Here is a 22,904-nt window from a genome sequence, read left to right on the forward strand (position 1 = left end):
TCCTCCTAACAAAAATGTCATGAAAAAAGCTCTGTCATTCGACAGAACCTTTATCAGCAGTTTTATCTATTGTGTTGCTATCCAACGCTACTCCAGTCGGCGTAAAATATACTTTGCCTTCCTCCTGATAACGAATAAGTGCTGCTGCGACTTTGGAGTCAGTAGTTTCTACTACAGCAATGGATGGGATAGGATTTTGATTTCCTGTTCCTTCTCTTTGAGGCTCGTAACCATTTTGATTTTGCCGTTCTTTAATGAGAAGCCCCTTCAGAAGAGGATCATCTGCTGGAGTAATAAGACGTGCAGGTTCACGATCTGCCCCTTGGATGTAGACATAAGCATCCGCTACCGTTCCTGGCTTGATCATGTCACCCGCACTCTTCACTTGGTCGGTCTGCACCCCCACAAACATAGCTCCATCCTTCAATTCCAGGCTTTCACCATATTTGCTATCTTTGGCTGGGACAAGAAGTGATTTCGATACCGGTACTCCAGCAGGAATTCCAACATCTGACGTTACCCATGCCCCCCCTTTCAATTCTTTCAAATCTCGAATCGCATCATCTGGAATTTCGCTTTGCACTACCTTACGCTGAACAAACATACCTTCAACCAAGCTGTAAGGAAGCAAATTCTCTTTTGCCACATAAATAAGCTCAGTTGTTGTTTGACGTTTAACAATATTGCTTTGAATAACTACGGCTGTTCCGGCCAATATCAAAGCAACGGCCACTATAAAAATTCGGCGTGTTGCCTTATTCCACAGTTTTTTCAATGATTCCCACTCTCCTATTTAAAATCGCCTAAATATGGCGTATGACGTATAATCGTCAATGGAAACGAGTTTAGTCCAAAAATCTTCCCTGCAATCAGTTGTACCTTTGTATCAAATTGAGCTTCGATTCTTGGGATTAAACCTAAATATGCCACCGTGGCCTTCAACACACTATCCGAAAAATGCTTATTCGTCAGATCTGCATTCAGCTTCAAATTGTCTTTGAGAATATTGCGTACCGTTCCGACTGCTACATTTTCGTTCAGTTCCAAACGTCCACGCTGATTCTCGATTTCCTGTGTGCTGGCTATTATTGCTCCGTCCAGTGCTTGTTCCACTGCCTTTTCAATCTTTAAATGTGCGTTGTATACCACAAGAAAATCAGTCAGAAAAAATAAAGCAAAGGCGCCGAATAAAATCAGCGCCAGATTGCGGAACATAGGCCATCCCTTCCTTCATCGGAAGAATGTATGGGCCAAGCCATTCGCTTGCACACGTATAGGGAGCTTTACCGTCTTCCCTAATGGCTTCAACCCGATACATTCATACACCATACTAGATTCCACAACAACCGTGTCCCCTCTAGCAACCAGTTTAGGTGTAGCTGTTAAGGTTACTTTTGCCGGATCAATTCCGGTCTTCTGGAGCAAACGATCAAATTGTTCACGGTTCACAGGATCAAATCCATTTTCAGCTTTGATTACTTCAAGTAATTCATTGCTTGCAATGGTCAGTTTTTGTTGCTGTGAGATATAACCATATGCATCAATACCAAGATAGAGAAAGACAGATGCTATCATCACGAAAAACATGAGTGGAATAGAGCTGACAGCTCCAATGTTATTCCGCAGTGGTACTAAGCATGTCTTTAATTTCAAAATTCTCCCCTCCTTCCACCTACACGGATAAATATCAAGAAAGGTTATCCAGTCTACCTGTAATGGATTGCCAAAATGATGGTAACCAGCCTTTGATAAGACCCCACACAACTACAATGGCAAGCACACACAGTAACGCATAGCCTAAAATTTCAACAATAGAAGCGCCTTGCTGATTTTGTAAAGGACGCATTAAACGAAGAACAAAAACTTCCATCCGATAAGCTACCTTTGCTTCCACACCTTGTCTCCAACCCGCTATCTTTTTCACGATATTTTTCATGGACTTTTTCATTGTCTTGACCTCCGAATAGTTATAAATTTTGGATTTCTGAAAAGATATCAATAAATGCAATGATAACTGCGGCAAATGCATGAACTGCTACGAGAACATATAACAACTTAATCTTCTGGGGCTGACTACGAGTAACTTCCTTCAGTGCTGCCAGCCGTAACTTACGAAGATCACCTTTAATACTGTCGAAATATTTCTTTGCATCACCGTATCCATTGTTTACGCCGATCTTAACGGCTGCTGCGAAGTCTCTCATCACGGGTACATCCGTTTCGGCCGCAAATAAGTCGATGGCATCTGTAAGTTTCATTATTCGAATGTTTGCATTCAAACGAGAGAGCATCTTCTTCATACGAGGGCCGCTCGTATCTTCTAAACGGTGAATTGTCGTCATAAAAGATTTCCCTGTTTCAAGAGCGATCATCATTTTGCTTATAAGCTGTGGTAAATCCCTTGTGATCTCATCTTGTCTTCGCTTGTAAGTTTTAGTAATTTCACCAAGTTGAGCCACGAAAAAAACGAGCGTTGCTAACGGGATCGCTAAAAATAATGCAGGCGTTTGAAGCAAAAAAGGAAGCACTAAAAAAGGAAGACTTCCGGCAAGTGATTTCATCACTTTGTCAGCAAGTTCTTCCTCGAAGGTGTTTTCTTTTCCTAGTAAATAGTACATACGTCGAAGTTTTCCGTTAAACACTGGAAGTCGTACATTCATAAGCCTGGGCATCAATCGGTTTGCAAAAAACTGAGTCACCGGGTCCATCTTCAATTGACGCAATTCTTTATTGTTCTTCAGTAGCACTGCGGCCTGGTTTGCATAACGCTTCTCCAGATCAAAGCCAGGCAACCAGTTCTTCATCATAAGCCCAGTCAAAAGCAAAACAGCTACAAATAACAGCACACTAGATACAATCAAGGAGCATCCCTCCTTTAAATTTTGTCAAGATTGAGTGACAGATAATCGTCACCCTTCCCTATCGCATACAGCGTAGCTGCCGCGAAAGAAACGATGTAGATTTGACCATGCAAAGTATTTAGAAATACATTGGCGTTCCCGTTGTTCATCATACTCATCATGACTGGCATCATCCACGACATACCTACTACCGTAAAGAGTTGTCTCCGTTTGCTTTTCGCTTCAAGTTCCAGCTCTTGAATCTGTGTGATATCTTCCCCGATCTCTTCGACCGTTTCTTTGAGGCTATCAAGCGACTGAGCATGAAAACCTTCCATTTGGGCCAATCTCAACTTATCCAAAAAGCCCTCCATTTTTCGGATTCGGAACTCACCAACCATTTCATCAAAAACACGATCAACAGGTAGCCCCACACGGAGTTGATTGGATGCTTTTTCAAAAACCGGCTTGGTCACCCCATCCATTTCCAGCACTGCATTCTCCAACGCTTTCTGCACATTTGGGAAGTCGGTGAGTTTGCTGATAAAAAGACGCAAATTAGAAGGCAGATCAAATAAAACGTTTTGTCTGATCCTCCGTTTCACCTTGAGTACAATGGTTCTTGGAACTGTGAAACATAAAACAGTGCCTAAAGCGATGAAGAAGTAATTACCTGTAAATAAAGCAATTACGCCAATTAATACAATCGAAAATAGGATCAATATGCTGAACTCTCGAAATGTGAGCGACCATCCTACGGTTTCAGCCTCTTTACGTATGCGTTCGTAACCAAGTAACTTTGATAGCGAAAAACTTTTACTTTGATTTGTTTTGGGAATAACCAGGGACAAGGTGATCAAAGCAAGGATAAAAAAGTAACTATAGCTCATCCATACTGGCATTCTCTCACTCCTCCCCGCACCAATGAGATATGATATCCATAGGAGCACCTTCGGCAATGAGTTTTCGTCTGAGCTTCGTAAGCTTCCCTGTTTGAATGAAACGACGATGAACAGGATCATATTGAAATATCGGTTGAATCACAGGCTTCTCACCTTCAAAGCGGATTAATTCACCAATTTCGAATACAACTCGTTTACCTGTCTCTGCTTCGTACTTCTGATAAATAATCAAATCAAACGACATCACGATCTGAGATGCAGTCATCGGATTGTTACCAGAAAGTTGTAAAAAACGTACAGCTGCTTCTTCTGTTCCATTCGCGTGAATGGTGAGATGCACAATATGCCCCGTATTGGCTGCTACCAGTGCTTGGCTGGCTGCATGTTCATCGCGTACTTCCCCGATCAAAATGACATCTGGATTTTGGCGCAAGCTAGTCTTCACCAGTTTTGGGATCAGATAAGCCTTCCGTTCATCCTCATGCTCTTTAACAATGACACTCGCAATGTTGGGATAGTCCTGATAGGACGTTTTCGATTTAAGCAACATTTCTTCCGAATCTTCAATACAAAAAAATCGGGTCAGTCGATCATAATATTGCGGTAGTCGGATAAGCTGGGTTGTTTTCCCGCTATTGGTTCCCCCTGCAATAATAACCTTAGCTCCAAACGGCAAAATATCTTCAAGGAATTGTGACATGATATCAGACATGTTTCCATAAGCAATGCAATCCGCATCCGAAAATACGTCTGGAGGAAATTTACGAATGGAGATGATTGGGCTATGGGTACTGACACCACCCTTGGTAACATCCATGATGACATTGATCCGAAAGCCACGATAATTTGCATCAATGACTGGCTCATTAGCAGTGAGTGTTTTGCCAATCGGCATGAGCATTTTATCAATAGTCTGATAAATATGGTCATTATCCCGGAACCGGATTTCTGTTATATGAACGGGAAAACCGTTTTGTTCAACAATGACCTCCGCGGGACCGTTAATCTCAATACTACTAATGGCTGGATCATCCAGCGCGGGTTGCAGCACACCCATCTCCGTGATTTCTGTACGGATGTAGTCAATAACCTCCCCAATGTCCATAGTAAACTTCAAATCTCGTTGATCCCGAATGTAGTCTGAAATGTGATATCTAACCCGATTTCTCGCCTGTTCATCAATAATAGCTCGAACAAATTCATCGTTGTAATTGGTGATAAGGTATTGTTGAGTTCGTTCCAACAACGTTTTTAAGCTTTCATCATCACTTTTACTACGAGCGCTTGATGCTTTGATTTCAGGTCGTCGGTACTGCACGTACTCTGCCGGATTGATTACTCCGATTGCCATGATCTGCCTCCCTCCATGCTAAAAACAATTGTTCAGGTCGATGAAGAATCGTTTCCTCGTTAAAGTCACTGTTCTTCGACTCACTAAACAATTGAATGCTCTGCACCGCATAATCTTGCCGTAATGCTTTGAAAGCAGCATATGTCCGAATCAATTCAACAGGCTCATTCATGTTCAACACCACATGATTCGCTTCTCGCAATGCAAAGAAACTCATGGGATGGATTAGCTGTCCTTGCAACACAACGAAGATATAGTGATACCCTGACAAATGGACTTTCAAATATGTTGGCAATTCGCTCAACGTCTTGTCCTGCTGGAGTTTAATCAAGGTAGGACTATCCACTTTGCTTTTCGGCTGGATCAGTAATCCGTCAAACCCCTCAAAATGTTGCAGGTAATCATGAACACCTGCTAACATCCCCCGATCATAGTCCATTAAGAGCTGATCCACTGTCTGTCCGTGTTTCAACTCCGAAATGCCCAAGCGATACGCCACTCGTGGTAAACCAAGACATGGAAGTTCCACGACAACGGCAGTCTCTTCCTGTTTTTTCACCAGATTCAAAAGACGCTGGAGCAACAAGGTCGGATCACTTCCTGCCGGATTCCACAGAGCAACCATTACGCCTTTAGCCGGGCTCGCCATTCCTTTCTCTTTCTTCTTTCCAAATAACACCGATATATTTCTCCTTTCTGCATAATAATCAAAGAGGCATACATGTTCCCCCTCACTCTTTAGACAAAAAAAGCCCCTGCTCAGGAAAGAGCAGAGGCTTCGGTTAATGAACAAACCAACGTTTTCTTTTTTCCTTCGGACGTTCCAACCAGTAGGCCAGTCCACCCGCAGAGGTAAAAGGATTGGCTTGTAACGGATTTAAGATGGAAGTCACTGCTGGGAACATTTCTCTAAACTCCTTAATCATGTTCTCATCCGCGAAGTTAATTACCAAAGATGCTTTCCTCATGAGCATAGCAAGTTGACTTGAGTTTCGGACAATAAAATGCAAATCCCAAGGTGCTGCCGAAACGGTCATGTACTGAAAGGGAGCACGCAGAAACTCTTGCGCTGCCGAATTTAGCTCAAGTCGGTTTTCCAATTCATCGACCATAACCCCTAAATCAAGTACAATGGCTTCGTACTCTAGCGAATAGATTTCGGCTACATCAATTGGGCTTCGATTCGGAAAAAAGTCGATACCCTGATGATGAAATTGCAAGCCATCAAAGTCGGTTGCAAAACTCACGATATCCGAGGGTTTCGGTTTACTACGATATTCAATAAACGCCGTTTTGATCCCTTGACTGGCGATTTCGTAAGCAATCTGAATTGCTGTATGTGTGTTGCCACTCCGACTTGCCAAACCACCTACAGCGACGATATAGGGCTGAGCGATATGTAGCGCAGGGGTTTGTTCGGGTTGATGCTCAGTTCGTTCAACAATTGCTTCCCGAACCTCTAACGTTCCAGACGGTGCTTCCAACTCCTCTTTTCCCTGAGCTTCAGCTAGTCGTTCTTCCTCTGATGTTGCAGTCGTTTCAACCGTGGGCCCAGACCTCCGATCAGTACGTTTAAACCCTTTCGTCCAATCTGCCAAAATGATCTGTATCTTGCCTTTATTTTTTTCTAGCGAGAAACCTACCTTATGTTCGGCCTTTTGTCCAGCAACGGTCGCGTGAAACTGCGGGACATCTGCTAATGTTTTCTTCGTCTGTATCCAATACTGCACGTCTTCCAAACGAAATTGTTCAGCTAGGTATACATCATATATCCCATACATCCCCAAACTTCGCTGCCAATCGAGATCCGTTTCCGGTAAAACAACAATGATTCGCATGTCGGGTATGCGCATACGCACTTCTTTGAGCCAAACGACACTTTCTTGCTTGCGTAGTACACCAAGACTTCCATCCACAATAGCCACATCTGCATTAATCTGTTTTGCAGTTGCCGCAACAGCAAACTGCTCCAGTGTCACATCAGTCCCTGAAACCGAGTAACCTTGGGAATGCAGAGCCTGCACAAGAGGCGTTAAGATGGAAGGCTCAAACACCAGATGTAACTTCACCCTTCGCTCCCCCTTCAAAAAACCATGAAATGATCGCTATAACAACGTCTATGATCTGAGGCCAATAATTTAAAACGAGGAAACCTAGGATAGCAACAAAAAGAAAAATAAAGGCCCAGGTTAACAACTTTTTAAAAATCATGCCTCCGAATAATAGAAGGAAAAACACGATCAGTGCTACCGCAATGTATAACTTGCTACCCGAACGTACCATTCCGAATAGCTCGGTCCCTTTTTCCTCCATACGGCTACCTATTTCTTCAGGGCTAAATGTTTGTGAACCCTTCTTTATTTCTTGTGTCACCGAGGATGTCCCACTTGATCCAGCATAAACCAAAGGTTGTGGAATCAGCACCAAACCTAACATAAGAATGAATAATACAATCTGTATTTTTGAATTCATTGCTGACCTCCTCTGCTTTTAGGCAAAACAAAAACAACCCCCAAATAGAGAGTTGTTTTTGTTGGAATTTATTTACATATTTTATCATAAGGCTTCGCCATCTGTTCTACTTATATGAAAATCATATTACCGGGATTATCCTCATTTGTCAATCTCTTAATTCCGATAATATCTGATAAAAATTAGATACATTTCCCACCCAATCGCCACCTTCAGCATATACACCACTTGGATTCATTGGGTCACTTAACCATGCAATTGAATTCACTGTAGCCGGTCTGCCTTTAGATAATTTCACAATCGTTTTGGCTGCAATTTTAGCGGATTCTTTCGTTGTAAGTGTAGACCCTTTCCCCACTTTCCAACTACCGAACACATTCCATGGATTTTTAACAATTTGATTGGCATATTTGTTCGTTTTCGGTACAAATCCCTGCTCCGCGCCTGTAATAGCAATAAGCAGATATGGATCAACTCCTTGTGCTTTAGCAGCATCATCAATCATGGTTAAAATCTCTTTTGTTGCCAGCATTGAATTTCGTTTGTTTAACCATTCCATCATGACAGAGATATTAAGCGGACGATAGGTTAAAATATCTGCTGTTACTGTGTAACCAAAATAAAGAAGCGGATTCACTGGGTTCCCATTAACACGTACTTCGAAATGAAGATGAGGTCCTGTTGAGCCACCCGTATTCCCCGACTCCGCAATTTCTTCACCAGCTTGCACCTCTTGTCCAGCTTCGACCTTAATTTTATTCAAATGGTAGTATCTCGTTTCCATATCCTCATGCTGAATCATAATGGCATTCCCTGCTTTACCCATATAATCCGCAAAAATTACTTTACCTGCTTTTGCAGCATAAACAGGCGTGCCGATAGGCACACCCACATCTACACCCGCATGGAGTGTCTTTTTCCCCGTAATCGGGTGTATCCGATAACCAAATGACGATGTGATACGATCACCCTTAGTGGGCCAAATTAAATCTCCTGAAATGGGTGTCCACCCTTCATTCAAACCGCCGCCCTCACCATCATAATCCGAGAGATAGGATAGCCAATATTCTAAAAGGAAATCCTGATCTTCCAACCGTTTAGCACCATGCGAGATTAAAATCTCTCGTAAAGGTTCCCAATCTTCATTGTGTATCGGTTTGATCTGCTGCAACTTGTCCTGCGTCACCTTCGTTGTCAGTGTGCCGCAGGGGGAGGATACCGTTTCAGTCAATGTCTCAGAAGTGTAAGTGTAGTTGTACACATTCTGAATCGTTCTCGCCTGCTGTAACAAGCGTACAGGCTGCCGCTCCGTCACTGTTGACTTCGCATATTCAACCTCCCCCTCCTTCCCTTCTTCCTGCACGCAGACTTCTTTAACAGTCACGATTTCAGCGTCATTCCATTTAAACCTTGGGCGCACTTCTTCAAAGGTTTCCTCCGGTTTCAGTACGACTTCTTTCGCATATTCGTCCATAATCGTGTTCAAAAAAGAAGGATCGTTCAACGAACGATCCACTTGCGCCAGCCACTCCCAATTGAAGGTATATGGTTCAACTTGAAATTCTTCTTCGGCGGTTAGACCCTCACGCCAACGTTCAGCGAGACGCTGATACGTTTCAAAAATCTGTTGATCCTCTTCTTCCTTCGTTCCATAAAAGAATCCAGCCACCTGATCTTTGGCATGTTCATATTTCTCCATAATAGCTTGTTTCGGCATTTCAAAAATAATGAAATATCCTAACATCAGGATCAGAAAAAAACCAACTATTGGCAGAACATATGGCGCAAGTACCTTTAACAATGCAAGGCCTGCTTTTCTTCCTGCTTGTTTAAGCGCCTGTTTCATCCATTGATCCATGTGCTTCTCCTCTCGTATCACACATGATAGTTGTAATGCCTTCCACCCGGTTTTGGAGAGCGAGGCTGCTGTTTCGGGTTTGATGCAGATGAAGGAACTGAGCTGTTACTGGCTGAAGATTGTTCTCCCCTTGGATCAACTCTATGACCATTCGCTGATCCTCCTGTAATCCTAACTTTACCATCTGAAGATATAATATCTCCTTTAATAGTCCCTCCGCCGATCTTGATCCCATGATTCACATGACTAGCAGAACTTTTGGTAGAAGAGGATTTGCTCTGGGGTTCATTATTTATTGAAGCGACATCCCCTTGAATACTACCTCCGTTAATTTGAATCCTGCGATTAACAACACCTGTATTCATCGAATTTCTGTTGGATCTAGCCTGCATACTTTCTTCCGTGCGAGAATCTTGTGATTTTTCCATAGAAGGTCTGGTGTACATCACATTGCTTGCAGTAACAGGCGATTTTCCAGCTGAAGCTGTCTGGCTGTCTCCTGAGAATGTAGATTTAAAAGGTTGCTCCGTCTGTTTTGGAATGGTTCTTTTCATCGTGGGTTGTTCTTGATAAATTCCTACGCCTGCTCTAGAATTTGAACCCCCTTTCCCGGAGGAAGGCGACATCCAATTTGTTTCTTCCAGTCCCTCCTGATCTCCTGTTCGTTCAGGGTATAAGCGCTCTTGTATGCCAGCATAGGCTTCTCTTCCGAGATGAATTGCCCCCCTGCCTACTCGCTTGGCTCCAACTCCTGCATTAGCCATCCCTTTACCAGCTAACCCACCCATAAAGCCACCTGCGAGTGCACCTTCAACGGGTCTGCCCGCCATCAACCCTACAGATGTTCCTAGAACCATTCCAACTCCCTTTGTGCCTTGATTCAATGCAAAGCCAGCTACACGTTTCCCAGCTTTAGACGCTTTATTTTTCCAGTTCGGGACGGGAGCACTGGCCTTAGAAGAAGACGCACTCGTTGCCGAATCTACCGATCCAGGGGAGGTCGTGTCCTCTCCTACCATATCCGTTGATCCAGCTCCGTTTCCTGTCCCTCCCTTCTGATGATCTTTCATTTTGCTTCCTTTCCCGTAGCCAGTACCTTTGCCAGAGAGCATCCTACTCATCGCAAATATCGTACCTAGACCAAGCGCCCTCCCCATTCTGGAATCTGGCTGTTCCACGCCAATTACACGCTGGACTAAAGTCTGGATGGAAGAAAAGCCAAATAAATAGGCGACAATGACCCAATTCGAAACACCATCATTACTAAAGTAGAGCAACAAAAAAAATAGCCCTAACGCAAGAGCGTGGGCACAAGGTAGAATCATATTATTGACAAATTGATCCCACCACGTTTGTAAGGCGTTACGGTATTTCGGGAATATGGTTAATACACAGCAAATCACAAAGGTCGATATCAACACCATTAAATTAATCAATCGCATGGTGTAGTCATAGTTTAATTTTGCAGTCATGAGCGCTGCCAGCAATACGAGTATGGCAACTACAAATCCACGGTAACTGACCATATTTTCATATCCTGCTGAGCCTGTGCCCCACACCGTATTCAAAAACAACCCTGGATTCAATCCTGCATCCACCATAGTAGCCCATATCAAATCCGTAACGAATTGCACAATATCCGCAATGAATTTCCAAATATAAAAACCAAATCGGAAGGATAATAACCCAACTACAAATGCTGTGGCATAATCTTTTCCTTTGGATCTTCCCTCACTACTAAAGGCTCCATGCCATAGCAACAAAAACGCGATAAGTATGAGAGCCAACATGACAGGGTAAGGCATAAAATGCTCGAAAGTAGTATACAGCGCATTAATGGCATTCATCATGCCTTCTGTAAATACACCCAAGTATAATCCTGACCGCGTATCCGTGTTTGTGTTTCCTCCTTGCAGAAATCCATCGTCAGTCGGGGCAGGATTTTTTCCGAACACAAGTAACGTTACGTCTTGCATATCGAAGGATTTAATTAAAAAATTGGCAAAGCTGATGACACCATCTGAAATCGTTCTTTCGAGCAACCCCGGTTTATTATCCTCATCTTCATAGTAAGCATTAACTTGTTTACCAATGATGCCTGTGTCTGCTGGCTTCTCATCCGGCGTGGCTTTTTCGGCATACACTGGCATAGCAAAAGCTTGTACTAATAAAAGAAAGAGTAAGGTAAATACAGCATATCGACGCAAGTTAGCCCACCTCATTCCTAGCCAGCTCTTTAATATATTGTTTCCGCTCAGCGTACAGTGGGTCATTCGGATCAGTGGTAAATAACATTTCTTCAAACGGAGAAGCGTCAACATGCACAATCGCTGACTGATTATCCACTTTAACCAACATATCTCCTTTACGGGCTTGATAAACCAAAAAATCAGCTTCCCCTTCGGTTAAAGCCAACTTATCCCGTACTGCCTCAATATCGAGTGCCTCCTGGATGCCGATAATTTTGATAGGGCTATTCTTAATCGCTGCCATGCCTGCCTGAGAACGCGTAAACACTTCCAGTCCTTGTGTGACAGGTACAATTCCCGTATTGGTGGCACGCCCCTCACGAAAGACACTTTCTGCCCAAACCGCACCAAAGTCCTCATCCAGAAAAATGTTCTGGCATTCTTCGATGACCAACAACTTCTGAATGTCTGGAAGCTTTTTGGCCCAACATTCCATCATCCAGCGTTCTGTCACAAATAGGCCAATGGGACGCATGATCTCAGGATCAAGTCGATTAATCCCAAAACCAAAGATGGGTGCATTCTTCAGTTCAATTGTGGATTGTCCATCATAAATTGCATATGAACTCATTTCACCTTCACGGGTAAAAGGCTGTAGCAATTCACTTGCTTTACGAATAGCTTCGCTTTTATGTGTACTCATTTTCTGATATAGTCCAACCAACACAGGCATCACCTTTTTGACTTTACCTGTTTTAAACACACCTTCTTGAGGCATGGGATTGGTATATAGACTTTCCGGTGCGGTCGTAATCCCACATTCTGAGTACTGCTGCCGAATTGCACGTCCAATATAGACTTTTACCTCTCCAGTAAGCGCAGCACGATCATAAACAGAAATCATTTTAAATGCTAATGCCTGTACCGCATTTGCCGCTTCTTCGATATCCACGTACCGTGTTCCGTCTGCCAGCTCGGTGATATCCACATCATAAGGATTGATCCGATGTTTGGAGTGTTCATGAAATTCAATATAGGGACATCCCATTGCGCGAAGGAAGTCTCCATGTTCACCCTTCCAATCAATAATGCCAATTTGTCTGCCAATATGGGCAGAACGATGAATAATTAACATAGTGACAAACGTCTTACCTGCACCTGAACGACCAATAACGCACATGTTATAGTTTGCGAGTTCGGGATGCCAGTTGTCTAACCAAAGAGGGCGGCCTCTTCTGCTCTTACCCAAAATAATGCCTGATCGGTGATTCAAACTGCCACCGCCAAAAGGGAAGAGATCGGCCAAATTTGAACTTTCAAGAGATAGAACGTGTTCTTTTGAGATCGTATCTTCAGATGCTGTAGGTATAAGCGACTTCAACGCTGAAAGTTGTTGTCCGTCAGCAGCGCGGAGATAAATTGACTTCCCTGAAAAGCGCTGTACAAGCGAACGACACAGTTTCATCAGCTCTTTCCATTCAGGAGCGCTTACAGTGACTTGCACACATACACGGAAGCTGCGCTCCACATTCAAACGTATACGCTTCTGTTGCTCTTTTAAATCCGCGATTTCATCACGCATCGCATCAATCTTGCGGACATCTTTTTCATCCGACAAATCAGATAGTAACCCTGCAATCCGTCTTCCGATTTCATTGAGTTCTTGATCATTGGAGGTCGGATGAACGTGAATGGCTAAGTCTACATCTCCTTGCCCATAATCCCCACGGATTAAGGAATCCAACATCCCGGACCAAGTGTTTCCCGAAGAAATTTCAGCATAAAAACTACGGAAGTACCTTGCCGGCGTAATCGTTGTTCCGATCTCTACAGCGTAATCGTCAATCTTGACCTGATTCGCAGTGATATCCCCCGGAACGGTTTCACGTACAAAAGAAGGTGCTGCGAAGTCAGTCCCACTTGCTTTCCCCGAATCAAGTAGAGGTTGCTCATGGTTGACTCCTCCCTTCCCGTGTCTTTTCTTCCATATCGTTTTAAACTTCACAAGTTCACCTTCTACCTTATACTAAATTGCTCTCTGACTGGATTTCATTCAAAGTCAGCGAATGCTTCATACGATTAAAGCTATCCATGTGCAGCGCATCAATCATACGTGCTTGTGGAGCCAACTCACGTTGTAAGGTTTGATAGGTATAATTCCACACACCAGCCTTGTCCAACCGCTGATACCTCATGCCAACCTGCTCACAAAATCCGTACAACATGCCTTCCGCTTCTTCAAGCATCTGCATGGCTAAATCCGAACGTTCTTCCGTTGACAAACGCTCTTTTCGTGGCGCAGCTTTGTCCAATAATCCATTTAGTTTACTTGAGCCAACCTGAATACTTGCACCTGATATCATCGGATTGTATTCAAGAATAATGTATCCATGATGATTTCGAATGGATTGCTGATTCATACTATCCATTAAATATTCACTAACCATCTCACCCGATTTTTTTAATAACGAATACTCTTCAGGTAGTTCCTGAATAGATTGCTTATAGTCATCCATGTAATCTTTCATTTCAAATAGCTGAGATTGAGAAATCAATTTATACGGCAGTGAAATCGTATTGATTAGGCTAAGAAAATTGATCCATACCGTTTTATTCTCCTCTACAGATGCATGATCCAAATTAATCGGCTCCACTTCAACCACTAAACGGTATTGGTTTTGATTCTGGGCAAGCCCTTCCCATTCCACGTTGGATGCTGCTCCAATCATCTCTTGTACAGTCAACGAACGATTAACCGTCTTTTTGCTTCGAATCCAGAACCAGTAGATTGCCACTATCGCCAGCACCACAACAAATAAACCTGCCATTTTACGAGCCACCTTTCTTGTATAAAAATGTTCTTTGTCGCAGATGTAATCGTATCGTGAAAAAATAATATTTCCATACCGGGAGATTCGTCCCGGTATGTTTTGCATAACAAAGGTACATGCAGATCAAGAAGGGGATAGCGTAGTGTATCCTTGAATACAACCAATCGGTTCCAATGCGGGGAATAACTTTGGACATCTGCACCGAAAAGTACCCTCCTACGCTCCACCAAACTGCTTGGCTAAAACTTAGCCCTATGCCAAACAGCGTAATAAACTTTTCTTTGATTCTGCTTTTGTACGGTATCGGATGATATTGCCCCCACATGTCCTCACCTCATTACAATTTACTGAGATCAATCCCAAGGAATTTAAAGATCATGCCGAGAATGGATTCCGTCCAGAATGACAAAATCAAAAATAGAACGAAAAACATAATCCTCCCCTTGGTCTCCCGTAAGGTTTCTGGCGAAAAACCTGCTCTCAAGTAACAAATAGCCAGCCATAAACCAAAAACGATTGTGATCGTTACAAAAATACGCCGAGCCATATCGACCCCGGCTGTTGTTGAATCATCGACCTTCTTTTCCAGTTCAGTTGTAGCACTCCCGCCACTTCCCTGACTTGCCTTAATCTTTTCCTTAATCGTCTGAGCATGAGCAACACTCCCAGCCTGCGTTACACTGAGCAAACCCAACACGCAAACCATAATCATCACAAAAACCTTCCTCGTTTTGAGCAATGTTGGTCCTCCTCATTTAAGAAATCCAGTTCTTTTGTCTTTCCGAAAAATACTAACTGACCATGCGATTCGATGTTTTTCACTTATCCGTCCAGCAAACATTCCTACACCCCTCCTTTCTTTTGTTCCTCATAAAAATGCAAAAAGCCCCTACCTATTCCGGCAGAGGCAATGTACATTCAAAAAAGATTTAGAAAATACGTATAACCGTCCAGCAATATCCAGACTCCCCAGAGAGCAACGGCAGCCGTTTCAACAAACACAGGTGGAATACCAAATAAGGGTACACCTACTTTCCATGGAATGGGCCAGAGGAAAGCGATGTATCCTGTAAATAAATCAAGGATTAGATGAGAAACGTAACCGATCATAAAAGCTATCGCCAGTTCGGGGAAAGTTCCTTTAAGCAGCAGCCACAATCCGAGTCCCATAATAAGCGAATGAGTCACAGTCCTCTTTCCAGGTATCTTTTCTAAGAGACTTGGCAGCACAGGAACAAACCTTCCTAATAGACTATTGGGGCGGTCTATATCTGGCAGTAAGGCAGAAACCGCAACCATTGCAAGCTGAGTCGGAGAATGGACACCAAGTACAACGGCAGCACTCATACCTCCTATAAGATGTGAAACGCCATTCATACTAAAGCACCTTCTTGCATCATTTGCAAAAACACTTCGGTCATGTAAGGATCAAACGCCTTCCCCTTTTGGTTGTTAATATATGCTAAAGCCTCACCTATAGGCCAAGCTGACTTGTATGACCTTTCCGAAGTCAGCGCATCGAAGGTATCGCATATACTCACAATCCGGCCATAGAACGGAATTTCCTCCCCGATCAAACGATTCGGATAACCAGTTCCATCCCAGCGCTCATGATGAGTTCCTACAATAACCTTCGCTGCATCCATGTCTTTACTGGTTTGAACAGAAAGAATAGATAGACCATATTGAACGTGCCGCTTCATGATGTCAAATTCCTCTTCAGTGAGCTGTCTTTCCGACTCCAAAATGGATGCTGGTATCGAAATCTTCCCAATATCATGATAATTTGCTCCGTAACCGATCCGTGCAACATCTTGATCACTGAGATTCAAAGCACGTGCGAGATCCATCGAAAGCAAGCTCACACGTTTAGCATGTTCCGGGTCTAACATATCCAGCACGTTTTTCAAAATCACATGTCAACCTCCTTCAAAATCCGTTTTAATTCATCCTGAATCCACTTGGCGGTCTCACCGCCGGAATCCAAAACTTTTTGTACCGATGACAAAACCCGTTCTGCCTTTTTCCGTTCCTCCTGATCCTCGTGTTTGACAAGTTGCTTCGCTCCCTCCTGCTCCAAAATGAGCTTCCTCAGTTCTCGTGTACTCATGGCCTCATCACTAGCTTTAATTAACGTCTCAGACGGTGAGCTTGAATGACTGGCTACACGGTGGTGATACCAGCTTAGAGAAGGAATACGTGACGTTGCCGTAGGAAACGTGCGATACACATGAACCAGTTCCCTGATCTGAGCAGGACTCACACCGATTTGTGACGATAGGAACTTTTGTTTGGCTCCTGCGGTCAGCATAGCATCCAAAAGCTGACCTTTAATGAACCGTGTTTCCTGCTCTTGCTCATCCACTTGAATATAGGCTTGCAACAGTTCTTCAATCTTCGGCTCAATCACCTCTGACATGAAATATCCCTAACCGACAGATTCGACAATCAACTTCATTGCAGTACGTTCCTGTCCATCAATCACAATATCGAAAAAACTTGGTGCACAAATCAAGCTCTGCCCGTTTGGAGCAACTAAACCTCGAGCTACAGCGATAGCTTTCACAGCTTGATTAACAGCTCCTGCTCCAATTACATGCATTTCAACCGTACGGTCTTTAGTATTCACACTGGAAGCAATGGCCCCTGCCAAAAAACTAACTTTTGATTTTGCAGACACCTTCAAAATCTTGCTCTCGGAAACTACTTTCTTTCCTTGGGATACATGAACAATCGACATATACGTTCCTCCTCAATTCAAATAGTTTGGACTATGAGACTACGACGAGATCTTCCCCGCGGCTCCTAAAGCCCTCACTTTTTAAAAGAGAAAAGCCCCTACCTAGAATAAGATATCTAGGCGGAGGCTTCGGGAAAAAATATATGGAATTTGAAACAAATCAACAAAAAGAGTAAATCCTTTATTCATTGTCCACACAAAATCGACTTTTAAATACTAATAACGCACGAGTATGAGAATACTCTAAAAAATAAAAATAACCCCTTTTCAGGAGTCAGTGTTGCTCGTCTGTACTTGTTTTTAGTATACACCATGAAGCAATACATGACAAGAACATTTGTTCTTTTTCATAATTCAAAATATTAACCAGGTGGTTTGTTGGCCACATGTATGCGGAGTCTGAATTACTTTAACTTTTGCTGTGTACCAATTCATAGTGTTTACATTCACCAGTGTAGTCGGTATTAGCACATCTGCTTCGATAGCGATATTGGAGTGCAGACACGTCTTCACTTTTACATCAGCTAACTCACATTTTTCATCTGTGAGTTCACCGTATTCTTTGATCGCAGCGATAACAAATTCGTCTTCACTGTTAAAGTCATCATGTCTCCCATAAACATTCTCATATTCATCAGACCACAAAAATGCCTTGTTCAATCCATTCACTCTCCCTTACATTTGATTTTTCTGTTACACTATTTGAGTCCTCCTGTTCGCAAACAACTATTCGCTGACCTACTTTACTCGTACAAGCAATCCATTTAGCGTAAGTTCAGGGTAATTGACAATGTAATAATCATCACCATTATGTTCAAAGCGACTGGCTACCCAACGAGGAAGCACACACTGATCGTTCAAAAATTCTATTCCTGATCCAGACGTAAACTCAATTCCTCCTAATGAATAACGCCCATTTTCTCCTTTTGAAAGTTGCCCTACGATTATAGGCTCTTTAAATACTTTTTTGAGCAGCCTTCCGGCATCATCAAGCAAATTGCAAATTAGCAGTCTGATAGAACATATGACGAACATACTGATCATCAGGGTCGTTCTGGTCATAATCTGCTGTCCAGTTCTCCTCAGACTCCTGAACCATACTTACGACTTGCTGAATACGAGGAAGCAGTGCTTTAAGTTCCTTTTCAATCTGCTCTTTCATGTAAACCACTCCTTTTCCATTATTCGAAACACCTTCATTGTAAGTTCATCATCCGTAAATTGGGCTGGAAGATGAGGATACCGCCTCATCAAGCTTCGTTACTGTCTTGCCATGACTGTATTCTCTTTGATGTCATATCAATCTCAGTTGCTCTTGCTGATCCGAATACTGTACCTTTGAACTTTTTCGTCGTAACTGAATGGCCTGTACCGCTACTTCATATAGTTCCTCATCCCACACATCAATGCCATGGGAAAGATCAAACCCACGCCCAGTCCACAGACTTAGCGCTAGTTCAATCAACGCTACCATAGGTTCATTTAATGAATGAATACTGCCTGTGGTCTTCCCTTGATCACAGCGCTTCTGAAATGTATCAGGATCGTCCAGATATTCGTAATACCAATCAAAAGGACTATCCTGCTGTAACTCCAGCTTGGAGCACTTAAATATCTCAGGATGAGCAGCAATATAGCACACAGCCTGATATTCAGGACTACTCTTTGCCAAATTAAATTTTTCTACAAGTTTTTCAAAGTTTGTTTGATGCTCAGTATTTACAAAATGCATTTCAACGCTCCCCCTTCATTCATTTTTCCTTCCTCATCCTTTAGAAAGCGAAATCCCCTACCTGATTAATCTAGGCAGAGGCTTTCAGAATTCAAATATTTATCGTTCTTGCACCGCTAATACCTTAACCCTTTCTTGCACAACTATAGGCAATTCAAATGAACGTTAGATTCTGACTTACGCCGAGTAAAAGGGCTGACAGGACTGGGGATGGACTGCTTCATGTATTACCTGTTCCCTCTGGCCTACGTTCCACTCCAGTCTCTGACCTCTCTCCCCAATTCCTTCAGCCCCCATTCACCAGTAGTAACAACATCCACTTCCGGCGCTTCCTAACAGAATAACTTGCGCACGCGCACACCCTAAAAGCCTGTTACTCACTCTTCCTCTTGAACCTCTTCCCAATGATAGCTCACATTCTGTTGGACCCAGTTCTGTATAGCAGTATCTAATGACAATGCAGATTGTCCAGTCGCTTTCGAGTCATTCCAAGAAATCTGTAAATCAACTTCGTGCGTATCCTCTTCATCCATATCGGGTTCACCAAATCTGAAATAGATGCGTACATTTTTGGTCATCTCCATGTTGATCCCCTCTGTTTCTACTCAGTATTCGAAGCAGACAAATGATTAGCACATCACCGTCTTCGTAATTTATATAGATTAAGAAGAACGACCACCGAGAAAAACGCCATAAATCCTTGAGCCATAACGTTTTTTAGCCGTTTTTGGGTGTCACCTTTTCGTGACACAGGTGTCCCTTTTTGGTGACACCCCCTGCTCACACGACACCAAGGAATTCTACAACCGTTTTATTTTTTATTCCACTTCTTTTGCAATTCCAAATACGTCTTTCGCCTAACCAATTTCCCATACTTACTATGAGGTTCAACAACTGCTTTGATTGGCAGCTTGATTCCGGCCCTCTCCAAAATATTGAAGTGGATCATAAGCTGGGTGATCCCGCTCTCTAACTTATTTTTGTCTCCACAACAAAGGATTTCAGGGTTCAAGAAAAACGGCCGCCGAGTAACATGGCGACCGTGGATTTTCAGTTCATGCGTGTTCGCAAACTCGTACATAATCCCTTTTTCAATTAATGCAGAGATCATTTCACTTGTTTTTTGCCGACTGCGTTTCAAGAATGTGGCGATTTCTGATACCGAGCAATATTGCCCAGTTTGAGGGTCTACAATCGCATTTACACCTATCTTCAGCATAGGAGCAAGTGTGAAGATGAAACTAAACTCAGCACTGGTTAAATACTGTGCCTGACACAAGTACGATATGTTCATATCAATGGTTTGAGAAAACCTAGTCTGGTTTGCAGGCTTCTGTTTTTTTCGGACAATCATGAATCCTTGATCATTGGCTTTTGCTTCTTCCATATTTACAGCGCTCAGATCAATTTCTAACCGTCTTTTGGCTTCTAATTCGGCCTTTTGAATAGTCTGCTTTAATTTCATAACCTTCTCCATAGTTTAAACCTCGCTCTGATCCCTAAAGCATATTAAAATGATGAACGGTTTCCGTATGTCTAGATGTTTCTGAATTGTAAAAGAAGGTCCTATACCTCGCTTCAACCTTATTAGCAAATGAATGCGCTAAGCTATACTCAGCAAAAATCATTGCATCAAGTTTGGAACGTGATATATTAAGTTGCGTATCAACGAGGTAATACACAGTCTGAGTCCGTTGAATTTTTAGCGTCACAACGTAAAATGACACCTCTTGTCTCATAGGTGTTCGTTGTGTAGGAAGAAACGGCGGTCTAGGATAAGTTAACATGTTTCTTCACTCCTTGATCAGGTTGATAGACACGTAAATTATGTTCGATTCGTTCCTTTAGTCCCGTATTCCGTTGTACTAGCTTATTATTACTTATGGCCATATGAAGTGCCTTTCGGGTTCCAATCATGGCACAGACCCTCTCTGCTCTCGTCAGTCCTGTATAAATTAAATTCCGAGCCAGCATCATGTAATGACTGATTGAAACAGGCATAATGACCACAGGAGCTTGTCCACCTTGAGCCTTGTGAATCGTTATGGCATAAGCCAGAAGCAGGTCCTTGAGTTCGTGCCGGCTATAGACAATGGTTTTGCCTTGAAACTGGCAAGCAAGTCCGATTTCATCCGTCTCCTCACCCTCTTCATCTTCCACAAAAGCAGTGCCCACGACAACACCAATATCCCCATTCAACACCTTCTTCTTATAATCATTTCGAACTTGAATTACTTTATCTCCTTGACGATAAACACGTCCCACGGCTGTCAATTCAGCTTTATCCTCTGCTGGAGGATTTACGGTTGCTTGTAACGCATTGTTTAACTCTTCTGTTCCTATAATGCCTTTTTTCATGGGAGACAGCACAAGAATGTCCTCCAGCTTGTACCCCTTATCCATAAAACGAAGTACACTGAGCACAACGAGATGGGCAATTCGTTTCGGATCAGATTGTTCAATGAAGAAGAAATCATCTTTACTCTTATCCATAACGATCTGATCACCACGATTAATTCGATGGGCATTCATGATAATTTGGCTTTCCCGCGCCTGACGGAATATTTCTGTTAGCCGAATATGCGGGATGCCAGCAGAAATCATATCATGCAGTACATTTCCGGGTCCTACAGACGGAAGCTGATCGCTATCTCCAATGAGTACCACTTTCGTGTTTGGTCCGATGGCTTGAAACAAGTGATACGCAAGCTGCAGATCCTTCATAGACACTTCATCCGTAAATATTAAGTCAAATGGCAATGGCATCTCATCACCGTACTCAGGCTCAGCCCCAGGACGAAATCCAAGCATCATATGAATGGTTGAGGAGTCCATTCCCGTCAATTCCCCCAGCTTGCGAGCTGCACGTCCTGTAGGCGCACATAACCCAATTGCCGAATCAGGATAGTGCCTGCGGTAGACATCTATCATAGCCTTAACGACAGTCGTCTTCCCTGTGCCTGGATTGCCCGTTACAATGACAAGTTGCTGTCTAAAAAGCTCTCTGATGGCTTCACGTTGTTTCTCAGCAAGTACAATTCCCTGATGAAGCTGATATTCTCGAATCATCTGATCCAAAAAAGGCATAGCTCCGCCACCCCGGTTTGCCATGCAAGCCAGCTTATAAGCAAGTTTCTTTTCATAGACAAACAGATGCTTCGGATACACGTTGTCTTCTTCCCAAATGATCTGTTCATGAGCAGACATCAATTGAAATTCAGTCAAAATATCCTGCTCTGGAACACCGTTCAAAAGTTCTCTTGTACGATTCATCAACTCATCTTTACGTACAAAACAATGGCCGCCACCGTAGCACATATCATTAAGAACAAATTGTAACGCCGCATTCAGACGATATGGCGAATCTGGACTGACGCCAATGGCCATAGCAATCTCGTCTGCTTTGAGAAATCCAATCAAACGGATCTCGGTGATTTTATACGGATTACGACGTACAATATCTACACACTCAGCCCCCCATTGTTTATACATTTTGGTGACAGTATCGGCAGAAATGCCATAGGGGAGCAGGGCCATCATTATTTGCTGAATTTCAAAATTGCCCTTAATACTATCTGCAATCTTAACCGCATTTTTAGGGCCTATTCCTTTGATCCCTGTCAAACAGGTAACGCCCTCATTCATAATCCGTTCCAATGTCTGCTCACCAAGCTTTTGTACAATCAGCTCAGCTTTTTTCTTCCCGCAGCCTTTTACAAATTTAGAGCTGAGAAACGATACAATTTGATCTTTCGTTTCAGGTAATGGCCGTTCCCAATGGCTGACTAAAAATTGCTTGCCATGTTTGGAGTGTGTCTCCCACGTACCATATACTCTGATTCGCTCATTTTTGTGCATACCAAATAGTGAACCTTTTATTGTAAAAGCCTCATTACTGTCTTCTGGCAACCACTGAGCAATACCAAAATCATTTTCCTCCGTCAGATTTCCATCACGAGGATAGCGATAATACACGATATGCCCCGTAC

The 22,904-nt window shown here is 42.9% G+C and carries 26 protein-coding genes; all 26 read right to left on the reverse strand.

Translation table 11 applies throughout. The annotated features are described in order from the left end of the window. Window positions 1-34 precede the first annotated feature (34 nt). Complete coding sequence (locus tag BMW94_RS16310) at window positions 35-775, reverse strand: CpaB family protein (protein ID WP_090999998.1); 741 nt, start codon at window positions 773-775, stop codon at window positions 35-37. A 14-nt stretch (window positions 776-789) separates the two neighbouring features. After that, on the reverse strand, window positions 790-1,215 hold the full coding sequence (locus BMW94_RS16315) for a hypothetical protein (protein WP_091000000.1): 426 nt from the start codon (window positions 1,213-1,215) through the stop codon (window positions 790-792). A gap of 15 nt (window positions 1,216-1,230) precedes the next feature. After that, the gene (locus BMW94_RS16320) at window positions 1,231-1,653 is read right to left on the reverse strand and encodes a DUF4320 family protein (RefSeq protein ID WP_091000002.1); all 423 of its coding nucleotides are present in this window, start codon (window positions 1,651-1,653) and stop codon (window positions 1,231-1,233) included. A gap of 34 nt (window positions 1,654-1,687) precedes the next feature. Continuing rightward, on the reverse strand, window positions 1,688-1,948 hold the full coding sequence (locus tag BMW94_RS16325) for a hypothetical protein (RefSeq protein WP_091000005.1): 261 nt from the start codon (window positions 1,946-1,948) through the stop codon (window positions 1,688-1,690). A 19-nt stretch (window positions 1,949-1,967) separates the two neighbouring features. Then, window positions 1,968-2,861, reverse strand: coding sequence for a hypothetical protein (locus BMW94_RS16330; RefSeq protein WP_091000007.1), 894 nt, complete (start codon window positions 2,859-2,861; stop codon window positions 1,968-1,970). A gap of 14 nt (window positions 2,862-2,875) precedes the next feature. After that, window positions 2,876-3,742: a type II secretion system F family protein gene (locus tag BMW94_RS16335; protein WP_091000009.1), complete on the reverse strand. Its 867-nt coding sequence runs from the start codon at window positions 3,740-3,742 to the stop codon at window positions 2,876-2,878. A gap of 4 nt (window positions 3,743-3,746) precedes the next feature. Then, the gene (locus tag BMW94_RS16340) at window positions 3,747-5,093 is read right to left on the reverse strand and encodes an ATPase, T2SS/T4P/T4SS family (protein ID WP_091000011.1); all 1,347 of its coding nucleotides are present in this window, start codon (window positions 5,091-5,093) and stop codon (window positions 3,747-3,749) included. After that, entirely contained in the window at window positions 5,041-5,772 is a 732-nt protein-coding gene (locus tag BMW94_RS16345; protein WP_091000013.1) for a hypothetical protein, read from the reverse strand. Before BMW94_RS16345 ends, BMW94_RS16340 begins: the two co-directional genes overlap by 53 nt. Before the next feature lie 103 nt (window positions 5,773-5,875). Continuing rightward, window positions 5,876-7,162: a hypothetical protein gene (locus BMW94_RS16350; protein WP_091000014.1), complete on the reverse strand. Its 1,287-nt coding sequence runs from the start codon at window positions 7,160-7,162 to the stop codon at window positions 5,876-5,878. Continuing rightward, a complete protein-coding gene (locus BMW94_RS16355; protein ID WP_091000016.1) occupies window positions 7,140-7,565 on the reverse strand; it encodes a hypothetical protein in 426 nt (141 codons plus the stop codon). The genes BMW94_RS16350 and BMW94_RS16355 overlap by 23 nt, the downstream gene beginning before the upstream one ends. A gap of 148 nt (window positions 7,566-7,713) precedes the next feature. Continuing rightward, the gene (locus tag BMW94_RS16360; RefSeq protein WP_091000018.1) at window positions 7,714-9,423 is read right to left on the reverse strand and encodes a M23 family metallopeptidase; all 1,710 of its coding nucleotides are present in this window, start codon (window positions 9,421-9,423) and stop codon (window positions 7,714-7,716) included. Window positions 9,424-9,440: 17 nt separating this feature from the next. Beyond that, window positions 9,441-11,630 (reverse strand): hypothetical protein, encoded by a 2,190-nt coding sequence (locus BMW94_RS16365; RefSeq protein WP_091000020.1) that lies wholly within the window; start codon window positions 11,628-11,630, stop codon window positions 9,441-9,443. 1 nt (window position 11,631) lies between these two features. Then, entirely contained in the window at window positions 11,632-13,617 is a 1,986-nt protein-coding gene (locus BMW94_RS16370) for a VirB4 family type IV secretion system protein (protein ID WP_254790258.1), read from the reverse strand. Between the two features lie 16 nt (window positions 13,618-13,633). Next, window positions 13,634-14,440, reverse strand: a complete 807-nt coding sequence (locus BMW94_RS16375) for a hypothetical protein (RefSeq protein ID WP_091000022.1) — start codon at window positions 14,438-14,440, stop codon at window positions 13,634-13,636. Window positions 14,441-14,780: 340 nt separating this feature from the next. Next, complete coding sequence (locus tag BMW94_RS16385; protein ID WP_139209356.1) at window positions 14,781-15,158, reverse strand: hypothetical protein; 378 nt, start codon at window positions 15,156-15,158, stop codon at window positions 14,781-14,783. A gap of 203 nt (window positions 15,159-15,361) precedes the next feature. Continuing rightward, window positions 15,362-15,790 carry a metal-dependent hydrolase gene (locus BMW94_RS16390; protein WP_175480730.1) on the reverse strand — a complete coding sequence of 143 codons (429 nt, stop codon included), beginning with the start codon at window positions 15,788-15,790 and terminating at the stop codon, window positions 15,362-15,364. 26 nt (window positions 15,791-15,816) lie between these two features. Then, a complete protein-coding gene (locus tag BMW94_RS16395; RefSeq protein ID WP_254790266.1) occupies window positions 15,817-16,344 on the reverse strand; it encodes an HD-GYP domain-containing protein in 528 nt (175 codons plus the stop codon). 11 nt (window positions 16,345-16,355) lie between these two features. After that, the gene (locus BMW94_RS16400) at window positions 16,356-16,862 is read right to left on the reverse strand and encodes a hypothetical protein (RefSeq protein WP_091000031.1); all 507 of its coding nucleotides are present in this window, start codon (window positions 16,860-16,862) and stop codon (window positions 16,356-16,358) included. A 9-nt stretch (window positions 16,863-16,871) separates the two neighbouring features. Further along, window positions 16,872-17,183 carry a stage V sporulation protein S gene (locus BMW94_RS16405; RefSeq protein WP_091000033.1) on the reverse strand — a complete coding sequence of 104 codons (312 nt, stop codon included), beginning with the start codon at window positions 17,181-17,183 and terminating at the stop codon, window positions 16,872-16,874. 354 nt (window positions 17,184-17,537) lie between these two features. After that, window positions 17,538-17,843 (reverse strand): hypothetical protein, encoded by a 306-nt coding sequence (locus BMW94_RS16410; protein ID WP_091000035.1) that lies wholly within the window; start codon window positions 17,841-17,843, stop codon window positions 17,538-17,540. A 78-nt stretch (window positions 17,844-17,921) separates the two neighbouring features. Further along, window positions 17,922-18,245, reverse strand: coding sequence for a DUF5348 domain-containing protein (locus tag BMW94_RS16415; RefSeq protein ID WP_368086915.1), 324 nt, complete (start codon window positions 18,243-18,245; stop codon window positions 17,922-17,924). Beyond that, on the reverse strand, window positions 18,172-18,345 hold the full coding sequence (locus BMW94_RS30955; protein WP_254790259.1) for a hypothetical protein: 174 nt from the start codon (window positions 18,343-18,345) through the stop codon (window positions 18,172-18,174). Before BMW94_RS30955 ends, BMW94_RS16415 begins: the two co-directional genes overlap by 74 nt. Window positions 18,346-18,477: 132 nt before the next feature. Further along, window positions 18,478-18,915, reverse strand: coding sequence for a DUF2538 family protein (locus tag BMW94_RS16420; RefSeq protein WP_091000037.1), 438 nt, complete (start codon window positions 18,913-18,915; stop codon window positions 18,478-18,480). Window positions 18,916-19,292: 377 nt separating this feature from the next. Further along, entirely contained in the window at window positions 19,293-19,499 is a 207-nt protein-coding gene (locus BMW94_RS16425) for a hypothetical protein (protein ID WP_091000039.1), read from the reverse strand. A 227-nt stretch (window positions 19,500-19,726) separates the two neighbouring features. After that, a complete protein-coding gene (locus BMW94_RS16430) occupies window positions 19,727-20,380 on the reverse strand; it encodes a hypothetical protein (protein WP_139209358.1) in 654 nt (217 codons plus the stop codon). 305 nt (window positions 20,381-20,685) lie between these two features. Next, entirely contained in the window at window positions 20,686-22,890 is a 2,205-nt protein-coding gene (locus BMW94_RS16440) for an SF1B family DNA helicase RecD2 (RefSeq protein ID WP_175480731.1), read from the reverse strand. Window positions 22,891-22,904 lie beyond the last annotated feature (14 nt).

The organism is Paenibacillus sp. OK003, assembly GCF_900109515.1.
Lineage (GTDB): Bacteria > Bacillota > Bacilli > Paenibacillales > Paenibacillaceae > Paenibacillus > Paenibacillus marchantiae.

Excerpts from the sequence above, each read along its gene's own strand:
- BMW94_RS16315 (WP_091000000.1), bottom strand. The coding sequence starts at position 1,215 with ATGTTCCGCAATCTGGCGCTGATTTTATTCGGCGCCTTTGCTTTATTT.
- BMW94_RS16325 (WP_091000005.1), bottom strand. The coding sequence starts at position 1,948 with ATGAAAAAGTCCATGAAAAATATCGTGAAAAAGATAGCGGGTTGGAGA.
- BMW94_RS16335 (WP_091000009.1), bottom strand. The coding sequence starts at position 3,742 with ATGCCAGTATGGATGAGCTATAGTTACTTTTTTATCCTTGCTTTGATC.
- BMW94_RS16340 (WP_091000011.1), bottom strand. The coding sequence starts at position 5,093 with ATGGCAATCGGAGTAATCAATCCGGCAGAGTACGTGCAGTACCGACGA.
- BMW94_RS16355 (WP_091000016.1), bottom strand. The coding sequence starts at position 7,565 with ATGAATTCAAAAATACAGATTGTATTATTCATTCTTATGTTAGGTTTG.
- BMW94_RS16360 (WP_091000018.1), bottom strand. The coding sequence starts at position 9,423 with ATGGATCAATGGATGAAACAGGCGCTTAAACAAGCAGGAAGAAAAGCA.
- BMW94_RS16375 (WP_091000022.1), bottom strand. The coding sequence starts at position 14,440 with ATGGCAGGTTTATTTGTTGTGGTGCTGGCGATAGTGGCAATCTACTGG.
- BMW94_RS16390 (WP_175480730.1), bottom strand. The coding sequence starts at position 15,790 with ATGAGTGCTGCCGTTGTACTTGGTGTCCATTCTCCGACTCAGCTTGCA.
- BMW94_RS16400 (WP_091000031.1), bottom strand. The coding sequence starts at position 16,862 with ATGTCAGAGGTGATTGAGCCGAAGATTGAAGAACTGTTGCAAGCCTAT.
- BMW94_RS16405 (WP_091000033.1), bottom strand. The coding sequence starts at position 17,183 with ATGTCGATTGTTCATGTATCCCAAGGAAAGAAAGTAGTTTCCGAGAGC.
- BMW94_RS16415 (WP_368086915.1), bottom strand. The coding sequence starts at position 18,245 with ATGACCAGAACGACCCTGATGATCAGTATGTTCGTCATATGTTCTATC.
- BMW94_RS30955 (WP_254790259.1), bottom strand. The coding sequence starts at position 18,345 with ATGAAAGAGCAGATTGAAAAGGAACTTAAAGCACTGCTTCCTCGTATT.
- BMW94_RS16420 (WP_091000037.1), bottom strand. The coding sequence starts at position 18,915 with ATGCATTTTGTAAATACTGAGCATCAAACAAACTTTGAAAAACTTGTA.
- BMW94_RS16425 (WP_091000039.1), bottom strand. The coding sequence starts at position 19,499 with ATGGAGATGACCAAAAATGTACGCATCTATTTCAGATTTGGTGAACCC.
- BMW94_RS16430 (WP_139209358.1), bottom strand. The coding sequence starts at position 20,380 with ATGAAATTAAAGCAGACTATTCAAAAGGCCGAATTAGAAGCCAAAAGA.